9 protein-coding genes are annotated in these 10,262 nt (G+C 40.5%); 8 read left to right on the forward strand and 1 reads right to left on the reverse strand.

The window, feature by feature from the left end; translation table 11 throughout:
* The first annotated feature begins 1,089 nt into the window (after nucleotides 1–1,089).
* From ACYPZI_RS15030 to ACYPZI_RS15065, 8 genes are all read left to right on the forward strand, one after another.
* Nucleotides 1,090–2,937, forward strand: a complete 1,848-nt coding sequence (locus ACYPZI_RS15030) for a 4-hydroxy-3-methylbut-2-en-1-yl diphosphate synthase (RefSeq protein WP_459603040.1) — start codon at nucleotides 1,090–1,092, stop codon at nucleotides 2,935–2,937.
* Between the two features lie 129 nt (nucleotides 2,938–3,066).
* Nucleotides 3,067–3,426: a 50S ribosomal protein L19 gene (rplS, locus tag ACYPZI_RS15035; protein ID WP_459603042.1), complete on the forward strand. Its 360-nt coding sequence runs from the start codon at nucleotides 3,067–3,069 to the stop codon at nucleotides 3,424–3,426.
* A 227-nt stretch (nucleotides 3,427–3,653) separates the two neighbouring features.
* Nucleotides 3,654–4,874: a GTPase HflX gene (gene hflX / locus ACYPZI_RS15040; protein ID WP_459603044.1), complete on the forward strand. Its 1,221-nt coding sequence runs from the start codon at nucleotides 3,654–3,656 to the stop codon at nucleotides 4,872–4,874.
* Between the two features lie 2 nt (nucleotides 4,875–4,876).
* A complete protein-coding gene (gene prmC / locus ACYPZI_RS15045) occupies nucleotides 4,877–5,719 on the forward strand; it encodes a peptide chain release factor N(5)-glutamine methyltransferase (protein WP_459603046.1) in 843 nt (280 codons plus the stop codon).
* A gap of 2 nt (nucleotides 5,720–5,721) precedes the next feature.
* Nucleotides 5,722–6,207 (forward strand): regulatory protein RecX, encoded by a 486-nt coding sequence (locus ACYPZI_RS15050; protein WP_459603048.1) that lies wholly within the window; start codon nucleotides 5,722–5,724, stop codon nucleotides 6,205–6,207.
* Nucleotides 6,188–6,877, forward strand: a complete 690-nt coding sequence (locus ACYPZI_RS15055) for a ComF family protein (RefSeq protein WP_459603050.1) — start codon at nucleotides 6,188–6,190, stop codon at nucleotides 6,875–6,877. Before ACYPZI_RS15050 ends, ACYPZI_RS15055 begins: the two co-directional genes overlap by 20 nt.
* 99 nt (nucleotides 6,878–6,976) lie before the next feature.
* Nucleotides 6,977–7,225, forward strand: a complete 249-nt coding sequence (locus tag ACYPZI_RS15060; RefSeq protein ID WP_459603052.1) for a hypothetical protein — start codon at nucleotides 6,977–6,979, stop codon at nucleotides 7,223–7,225.
* 2 nt (nucleotides 7,226–7,227) lie between these two features.
* Nucleotides 7,228–7,932, forward strand: coding sequence for a 16S rRNA (uracil(1498)-N(3))-methyltransferase (locus tag ACYPZI_RS15065; RefSeq protein WP_459603054.1), 705 nt, complete (start codon nucleotides 7,228–7,230; stop codon nucleotides 7,930–7,932).
* Between the two features lie 11 nt (nucleotides 7,933–7,943).
* Here ACYPZI_RS15065 and ACYPZI_RS15070 read toward each other — a convergent pair whose 3' ends face one another.
* Complete coding sequence (locus ACYPZI_RS15070) at nucleotides 7,944–9,248, reverse strand: anaerobic C4-dicarboxylate transporter family protein (protein WP_459603056.1); 1,305 nt, start codon at nucleotides 9,246–9,248, stop codon at nucleotides 7,944–7,946.
* Nucleotides 9,249–10,262 lie beyond the last annotated feature (1,014 nt).

Below are 10,262 nucleotides of genomic sequence, written 5' to 3' on the forward strand. Positions count from 1 at the left end.
GTTATCCAAACCAAATGTACTTGCAACCTATTGACATTATGTGTACTGCTGCGATTTTCCATTAACGTTGTACTTATGTAAGAATTTTAAACATTTATAGAAGCTAAAGCCTTGCACTAAAGTACATGGTTTTAACTAGCGAACCTGAAAAATAAAAAAATAACAGAGTGGACAATTCGTATATTTTTTCTTGCCAAATCGTAATTCGAGGTATTTTTTAGTGACAATTCGTCAATTTTTCCTCATACCGGATTACTATTTGACAGTAAAACAAGGTTATTATTTATTGATTTTCAGGCGATTATTTTATTCGCGAGGTTAAAAGAGAAAAAATCGGGGAATTTCAGGTATATTCGCAAGCGGAAAAAGATGTTTAAAATGACAATATATTTCCCCCCGCTCGCGCAGACGTGTTTGTTGCACAACTATAAGTTTTAATCATGTCCAAAATTCTCATTTTAGATTAAAGTATTCATTTTATGCAGGCAAGAAGGTAATTCCCATGGTTTGTCGCAAATACAGCCTGCATCCAGTAATTCCACAGGCGGATACAGGATAGTCTTAGATACCATACCACCGAATACTTCTATGCATAAGTATCTAGCAGGAAATCATCCTTAAATCCTGTTAAAAACGGAAATTCAAAATAAGCGCTTTTGTTATCATTATTCCTGTTAAAAAGTGCACATATTTATGATAACAGGTTGTTATCATAAATAGAGGCATATTTTGTTATCATGATACCTAACCGACCGATGTCCGACCGGAGGTCTCAATCCTCCGCTGATCCTTCGGTAAATAAACAGTTTTAACATAAATCCTCCACCAAATCCTCCGGTGATCCTCCGATCGCCGTTTTGATAATGGACTAATTTTTAGGTTATAATAATCTGTCTTTTTTGTTTTGCCCCTCAATCATAGGCTAAATATTTTCAGTTTCATCTACAAAAATAACAATATCTTTCTGATAGTTTACAATCCATATGTAAATTTATAAAGACATGGATATACAAAAAACAATCCCTTAAATCTCCTGCAACAAAAAAAGTCTATCTTTGTTATATATTTTGACTTCAACTAAAAATAGACATGAACTATTTCAATTATAAAAGACGTGCGTCATCTGTGGCCAGAATAGGTGATACACCTATCGGTGGCGAGAATCCTATCCGGATACAGTCAATGACTAATACGAATACAAATGATACGGAGGCCAGCGTCGAACAGGTGATTAGAATCGTGCAGGCCGGAGCCGACTATGTCCGCCTGACTGCGCAAGGAGTGCGCGAAGCCGAAAATCTCAGGAATATAAAAGAAGTGGTCAGAGGGAAGGGGTATACAACTCCTTTGATAGCCGACATACACTTCAATCCTCGCGCTGCTGAGGCAGCTGCTAAAATTGTAGAAAAAGTACGTATCAATCCCGGGAACTTTGTCGATCGTGTAAAGACTTTTGAAACATTCGAATATACCGGTGAGGAATACGCTCTGGAAATAGAAAAGATAAAGGCAAAATTAGCACCTCTTTTAGATATATGCAAAGAACATAAAACAGCCATACGTATCGGCGTGAATCATGGTTCTCTTTCCGACAGGATTATGAGCCGTTATGGCGATACTCCCGAAGGCATGGTGGAGTCGTGCATGGAATTTCTGCATATATGCCTCGAAGAAGATTTTACAGATATTGTAATCTCCATGAAAACCTCTAATACGGTTGTAATGTCAAAGGCCGTGCGCCTGCTGATTGCCCGTATGGAAAAAGAAGGACTTGCTTTTCCTTTGCATTTGGGAGTTACCGAAGCAGGTGACGGAGAAGACGGCCGCATCAAGTCAGCCGTAGGCATAGGCTCTTTGCTTTCTGACGGGATAGGCGATACGATCCGTGTCTCGTTGAGTGAAGACCCCGAGTTTGAAGTGCCGGTTGCCCGGAAGTTGGTCGCATATATCACCCAAAAGGCAAATCATCCTGAGATAGTGGCAGAAGCCTGCCCAAAATATTCTCCGTTTTCTACCGACAGAAGGGAAACTTATGTGGCAGAAAATATTGGAGGAGATAACCTGCCGGTAGTTATATCCGATCGTTCGCAAGGAAATTTTGAATTGAATAGTCATTTCTTGCCCGATTATATCTATGTTGGGACAGAATTACCTATTGCAGCCCCGCGTGCGATACCATCTATTATCGATGTTGAGGGCTGGAAGGGCGAGAAAAATACATATCCTTTGTTTAATATATCAAACCGGAACGGAATAAAAGAGAATCCTGCGTCTGTAAAATTCTTTAAATTATCATATCCGGAATTAGATAAGAGTGTTATAGATCTATTGAGATCAGACAAATCAATAGTCCTTATCGTGTCTACAAATCATATAAACGGGCTTGGAGAACAGCGTGCTGTAGTCCATGCCTTGATGATTAATGACTGCGATACACCTGTTATCTTTAATCGCCATTATACAGAAAATGAAACGGAAGACTTACAGATAAAGGCCGCCGCCGATCTCGGAACGCTTTACCTGGATGGCTTTGGAAATGGTATTATGCTGCAAAATGAAGGTGCGATTCCTTTAAAAAATGTCGATGCTTATATGTTCGGTATTTTGCAGGCGTCGCGTATTCGAACAAGTAAAACGGAATATATCTCCTGTCCGAGTTGCGGACGTACACTATTCGATCTGCAAACCACAGTAGCGCTGGTAAAAGGTGCAACATCCCATCTCAAACATCTGAAAATAGGTGTAATGGGCTGCATCGTTAACGGACCGGGCGAAATGGCAGATGCTGACTATGGATATGTAGGCGCAGAAAAAGGTAAAATCTCTTTATACAAAAAGAAAAACCTGATAGAGAAAAATATCCCGTCTGAATTTGCTGTGGAAAGATTGGTGCAACTTATCAAAATAAACGGAGATTGGGTAGAACCTGAAATTTAGTAACATAATAAGGGCTTGACCCTTTGGTTATTCCGGAAATATATTTATCTTTGCATCCGCTTTGCGTAATCTCTGACGGGAGAGACTCGTGTATATTGCGTATTTTAACAACAAAACCATCATATAATCATGGACTTAATTAAAGTTGCAGAAGAAGCATTCGCTACAGGAAAAGAGTTTCCTGAATTTAAAAGTGGCGACACAGTGACTGTTGCATACCGTATCAAAGAAGGTAACAAAGAACGTGTACAGCAGTACCGCGGTGTAGTTATCAAAATTTCCGGACATCTGAATAAAAAACGTTTCACTGTTCGTAAAATGTCTGACAACATCGGTGTAGAAAGAATTTTCCCTATCGAATCTCCATTTATTGACAGTATCACTGTAAACAAAGTGGGTAAAGTTCGTCGCGCTAAATTGTATTACCTTCGTGGTCTTACAGGTAAAAAAGCGAGAATCAAAGAAAAGAGAGTTAATACAAAAGCTTAATACTCTTTTTGAAAAAAGATATAGGAGTCTGTCTATACCAAGGCAGGCTCTTTTTTTGTCTGTGATTATATATGAAAAATTTGATGCAATGGAAATTATAAATCGCTTCTTTTAGCTGAAAATATCTACCGGTAGCCCGGCCTATTTTTCACCAAATTATTTTTACCTTTATTTTTTCGTACAGGATTTCCTGTTTACGAATTAGATTTATTTCCAAATTAGATTATATGAAAGACTTTATTATATCGGAATCAAAAAATGAACAAGCCGTCCTTGTGGGGCTTATTACACAAGAGCAAACCGAAGAGCAGGTGAGAGAGTATCTCTACGAACTGGCATTTCTGGCTGATACCGCGGGTATCGTTCCGGCAAAAAACTTCACCCAAAAAATGGATAAGCCTAATCCTGTAACCTTTGTGGGAACCGGAAAGCTACAGGAGATAAAACAATATATGGAAGACAACGAGATAGGCCTTGTTATTTTCGACGATGAGTTGTCTCCTAAGCAGATACGTAATATCGAGAAAGAGCTACAGGTAAAGATCCTTGACCGTACAAGCCTTATCCTCGACATTTTTGCTATGCGTGCGCAAACCGCATATGCAAAAACTCAGGTGGAATTGGCGCAATATCAGTATCTGCTACCTCGATTGACCCGTCTATGGACTCACTTAGACCGCCAGCGGGGAGGAGGCGTAATGATGCGTGGCGTTGGTGAAACCCAGTTGGAAACCGACCGCCGTATCATTTTAAATAAAATTTCCTTTCTGAAAGAGGAGTTAAAGGCCATTGACAAACAAATGGCGTCGCAACGCAAAAATAGGGGCAAAATGGTGCGGGTTGCCCTCGTTGGATATACCAATGTAGGAAAATCAACATTAATGACTCTGCTGAGTAAATCGGAAGTTTTTGTTGAAAATAAACTGTTCGCTACTTTAGATACGACTGTGCGTAAAGTGATTATCGAAAATCTGCCTTTTCTTTTGTCAGACACTGTCGGGTTTATACGTAAGTTGCCAACGAATTTGGTCGAATCGTTCAAATCTACTCTTGACGAAGTGCGCGAGGCTGACTTGCTATTGCATGTAGTAGATATATCTCATCCCAATTTTGAAGAGCAAATCGAAGTCGTGAAAAGCACTCTCCTGGATATTGACAAGAACGAAAAACCAACGATTCTTGTATTTAATAAAGTAGATGCTTTTACTTACAAACCAAAGGATGAAGACGACCTGACTCCTAAAACCAAGGAAAATGTTTCGCTCGAAGAACTTGAGCGGTCGTGGATGAATAAGATGCACGACGACTGCATTTTTATCTCTGCCAGAAACAAGGTGAACATAGATGAACTGAAAGAAAAAGTTTACAACCGGGTGAAAGAGATACACATCGAGCGTTATCCTTACAACGATTTCCTGTTCCAGAAATATGATGATGAAACAGAATAACGATGCGGAAAGCGGTTTCACATATTAAAGAATCATTGTATACGTATTATCCTGAAAGTGAAATTTCGGGATTTACGCGTATTATTACAGAGCATATAACCAAGAAATCCTATCATCAGGCATTATTGGCAGAAACGGAATTTCTGCCGGATCAGCAACAACAGATCAATTCTATTATTGAACGGCTGAAAAAATACGAACCCATCCAATACATCTTGGGAGAAACAGAATTTTTCGGTCTGCCTTTTCGTGTTAACGAGAATGTGTTGATTCCACGGCCTGAAACTGAAGAGTTAGTCGAGCTAATCCTGAAAGAAAACGATAAAACAGGACTATGTGTTTTGGATATAGGAACCGGTAGCGGCGCTATTGCTATCTCGTTGGCAAAGCATATGAAAGATGCCGACGCCTCGGCTTGGGATATATCTTATAAAGCTCTCGATGTGGCCACATCAAATAGTAGGATAAATTCGACAACAGTTTCTTTCAAACAGGCAGATGTCCTGTCTGACTATCCACAGGATAAGAAATTCGATATTATTGTAAGCAATCCTCCATACGTTCTTGAAAATGAAAAAGAGTCGATGGAACAAAATGTCCTCGATTACGAACCCCATGTAGCTCTTTTCGTACCCGATAACGATCCTTTACTATTTTATAAACGGATAGCCGATATTGCGAAAGAGTTGCTCAATACGGGAGGGAAACTGTATTTCGAGATCAATCAGGCCAAAGGAAAAGAGGTTGCGGATATGCTGAGAGGAAAAGGCTTCACAGATGTAGCCATATTTCAGGATCTGAGTAAAAAAGACAGGATGGTCAGGGCAATCTTAAACGATAAGTAAATATGAAACTATCCGAACCCCAAGCCCTCAACCGTGTTGCCGCTTATTGTTCCAGAGCAGAACGGTCGGAGTTCGATGTGCGGAAAAAGCTTGTAGCATGGGAGCTTTCCGAAGATGCCGGCAAACGGATCATAGACCGTCTTAAAAAAGAGAAATATTTGGATGACACCCGGTTTGCACGGAGTTTCATCAACGATAAGCTGAATTTTAATAAATGGGGACGGACTAAGATCGTTTACGAACTCAAAAAAAGAAAGATTCCGGAATCTGTTTATAATTCTATTCTGGAAGAATTATCAGGAGATGAATTTGAAAAACAGTTGATGCATATCCTTTCTGTAAAGATCAAGTCCGTTAAAGGGAAAAACGACTACGACAAGAAAACGAAGCTTATCCGCTTCGCTCTGGGCAGGGGCTTTACAATGGATTTAGCGATCAAATGTGTAAATAAACTTATGGGAGATGATTATGAAGAATATACTCCATAGTTTCCTTAGCCTGTTTTTCCCTGATCTCTGTGTTGTTTGCAGAGAAAGGCTTATCGATGGTGAGCAGCACATCTGCACAGATTGCTTGTTATTACTTCCTAAGACCAATTTTCATTTACAGGCTGACAATCGTTTGGAACAGTTTTTCGCCGGGCGGGTTCCTTTTGAGCGAGCGGCTGCTTTTGCATACTTCATAAAGGGTGGAAGCCTCCAGCAGATTATACACGAATTAAAATATAAGCGTAACCCCGATATCGGATATTTTATAGGGAAACTTAGCGGAGAAAATATAAAGGGAAGCGAATTTATCCGCTCTGTCGACTTTTTAGTCCCTGTGCCTTTGCACCCTAAACGGCAGAAAGAAAGAGGTTATAACCAGTCTTTGAAAGTTTGCGAAGGACTATCGGAGGTAACAGGGATTCCCGTCAATTCAGGAACATTAATCCGTACGGTAAATAACCCATCACAAACGAAGAACTCTCGCTTTGACCGATGGACAAATGTAGAGGATATTTTCTCCTTGTCAGATAGAGATACTTTTATCAATAAGCATATCCTGTTGATAGATGATGTTATTACGACAGGCTCCACCATAGAATCCTGTGCCAAAGAAATTCTAAAAAGTGAAGGATGTAAAATAAGTATTTATGCTGTTGGTACGGCAAATTAAAAACTGCCGTGACAGGTCGGTTTATTATTAACATTTTATAAAAAGATCGGCAAAATATTAATAACTTTGGTCAAATTTCTTTACAAAAGATATATTTGAATGGAAAACTTACAACAAGCGACGGATGATTTTATCGAGGCCATGTCGTCTCCATTGTCTTCAAATGAAGAAGTGAATTCTCTTTTACAAGGATGTTTTAAACATTTGGCGGATGCAAGTAAAGAGGATGTGAACTTCTTTATGAATAGTCGTAGCTTTACTGTTCAACGAACCTTTAAAAACCTGAGAGCAAGTATAGAAATAGAGGAAGAATTAACTTCCGAAGAAATAGATAATTGGCTGAGATAAGTATGGAGAAAACGATCTTTTATACCCCTGATATACTTACTGATTCGGAGTTGCCCTTTGAGGAAGCCCGGCATTGTATAAAAGTATTGAGAAAAAAGGAAGGTGATGAAATCCTTTTGGCAGATGGGAAAGGTAATTTCTATGACGCGGAGATTATACAGGCAAACCCGAAGCATTGCATTGTCAATATTGTAAAATCAATTCCTCAGAAGAAAAACCGGAATTTCAATTTACAGATAGCATTTGCTCCGACCAAAAATATGGATCGTGTAGAATGGTTCGCCGAAAAAGCGACAGAAATAGGAATAGACTGTTTCTCCCCCATTCTCTGTCAACACTCTGAAAGAAAAGAAATAAAACTTCAGCGCATTGAGAAAATACTTGTGTCGGCAATGAAGCAATCGCAGAAAGCGTACCTCCCCCGATTGGATGAAATGCAATCTTTCTCCCAATTTGTAAAACAGGAATTTGACGGACAAAAATTTATAGCACATTGTTATCCGCAAGAAAAACCGATTCTGAAAGAGGTTTATAAAAAAGGGATGAATGCACTTATATTAATAGGTCCCGAAGGTGATTTTTCCGAAAAAGAGGTGGAAGAAGCGATTCTCTCGGGATTTCAACCTATTTCGTTAGGGGAGAGCCGCCTCCGGACAGAAACAGCGGCATTGGCGGCATGCCATGCCGTTCATGTCTTAAACTGGTAATTACCAGCTAATTAAGTTCCAATTAAGGTAATTATAAGCAACCCTGTGCAAACAGCGCCAATGGTGGCAACTAATCCCGGCAGCATAAAGGAATGGTTCAGTACCCATTTGCCGATGCGGGTAGTACCTGTGCGGTCGAAGTTAATAGCAGCAACTACTGTAGGATAGTTGGGGAGGAAAAAGTATCCGTTTACCGTAGGGAAAAGAGCGATCAACAACCAAGGCGAAATTCCAAGGGCTATTCCTAAAGGCATCAAAGCCCGTACTGTAGCCGCTTGGCTATATAGTAGGATGGACATGACAAAAAGCGCTATACCAAATACCCAAGGCATAGAAGTCACGATTCCTTCGATAGAGGAGCGCAATTGGTACATGTTCCCATTAATGAAGGTATCTCCCATCCATGCAATACCGAAAATGGCAACTACGGCTTGCATGCCGGCCACAAAAACCGATCCTTGAGCAGCCTTTATCCCGTTAGTCCTGGTAGTAAGAAGGATCAACGCAGCGGCAGACAGCATTAGTATCTCAATTATTATGGGCATATTCATTGTTTTATCGCCTAATTGCCTGAGTCCTTCAACAGACCCGAACAGGATAATGAGAGCGGTGGCCGATATAAAGATCAATACAGAAAGTCCGGCTCTACTCCTGACAATATATTCCTTTTTGCTTTCAGTTTTATTTGTGTCAAACATTCCGGCTTTTAATCTTTCCATATATTCGGAATCTTCATGCAATTCTTTTCCCATACGCATACTTACAAGAGCTCCTAGCAAAACACCGGCCAAAGTAGCAGGTACACTTATCATTAATATATTTAGTAATGAAATATTATATCCGGCAAGCATACTTAACAAGGCTACAGTTGCGGCTGATATGGGGCTGGCTGTTATTGCCTGTTGAGATGCTATTACGGCTATTGACAACGGGCGTTCGGGACGTATATTTGTCTCGCGTGCAACTTCCGCTATCACCGGAAGGACGGAATATGCAACGTGTCCTGTTCCTGCGACAAAAGTAAACAGATACGTTACCATAGGACTCAGAAGTGTGATTCGTTGGGGATGTTTACGAAGCAGTTTTTCCGCTATCGCCACCATCAGGTCCAGGCCTCCGGCAGCCTGCATACATCCCGCGGCTGCTATTACGGCAACTATCATCAGCATTACATCGATAGGAGGCGATGTTGGTTCCAACCCAAAACCGAAAACAAGGACTGCCAGCCCCAGCCCACCCATTACACCTAACCCGATACCTTGCAGACGAGCGCCTATAATTATAGCAACAAGTACGAAAAGAAATTGTAGAAGCATATTTGTATTTTAAAATTATATAAATATAATATTAAGTTTTATAAAATATTTATTGTCGCGTCTGATTGTTCAGTTTATATATTCATTTTACATTCGTCATCAATTATTACTTATTCATTTTTAACTAAAAAGTAACAAACCTCTACAGTCATCAGTCAACAGTTATCAGTAAGCAAGGCCTTTTCGTCATTGCGAATTCGAAGAATCGGCGGAGCCAACAGGAGTGAAGCAATCCAGAGTATTGATTATTAATGGATTGCTTCGGGCGAACCCTCGCAATGACGTGCGACAGTCATCAGTCAACAACTCGTACCTCGTATCTCGTCTACTCGTAACTTTTTAACTAAAAAGTAACAAACTCTACAGTCAATTAGCCATTAGCCGTTAGCCCCTTGCTTGCGCGGCTACCCTCTTTGTCATCCTGACCGCAGGGAAGGATCCCGATCCCCGGGAGACAGAAGATGCTTCCTATCGTCAGCATGACAAACCGGAATTTAACTAAAAAGTAACAAACCTCTACAGTCATCAGTCAACAGTTATCAGTAAGCAAGGCCTTTTCGTCATTGCGAATTCGAAGAATCGGCGGAGCCAACAGGAGTGAAGCAATCCAGAGTATTGATTATTAATGGATTGCTTCGGGCGAACCCTCGCAATGACGTGCGACAGTCAACAGTCAACAACTCGTACCTCGTATCTCGTCTACTCGTAACTTTTTAACTAAAAAGTAACAAACTCCACAACTATTTTTTAGCCGTTAGCCCTTGCTCGCACGGCTACCCTCTTTGTCATCCTGACCGCAGGGAAGGATCCCGATCCCCGAGAAACAGGAGATGCTTCCTATCGTCAGCATGACAAACCGGAATTTAACTAAAAAGTAACAAACTACTACAGTCAACAGTTATCAGTAAGCAAGGCCTTTTCGTCATTGCGAATTGAAAATCGGCGGAGCCAACAGGAGTGAAGCAATCCAGAGTATTGATTATTAATGGATTGCTTCGGGCGAACCCTCGCAAT

Source organism: Dysgonomonas reticulitermitis, assembly GCF_054601275.1.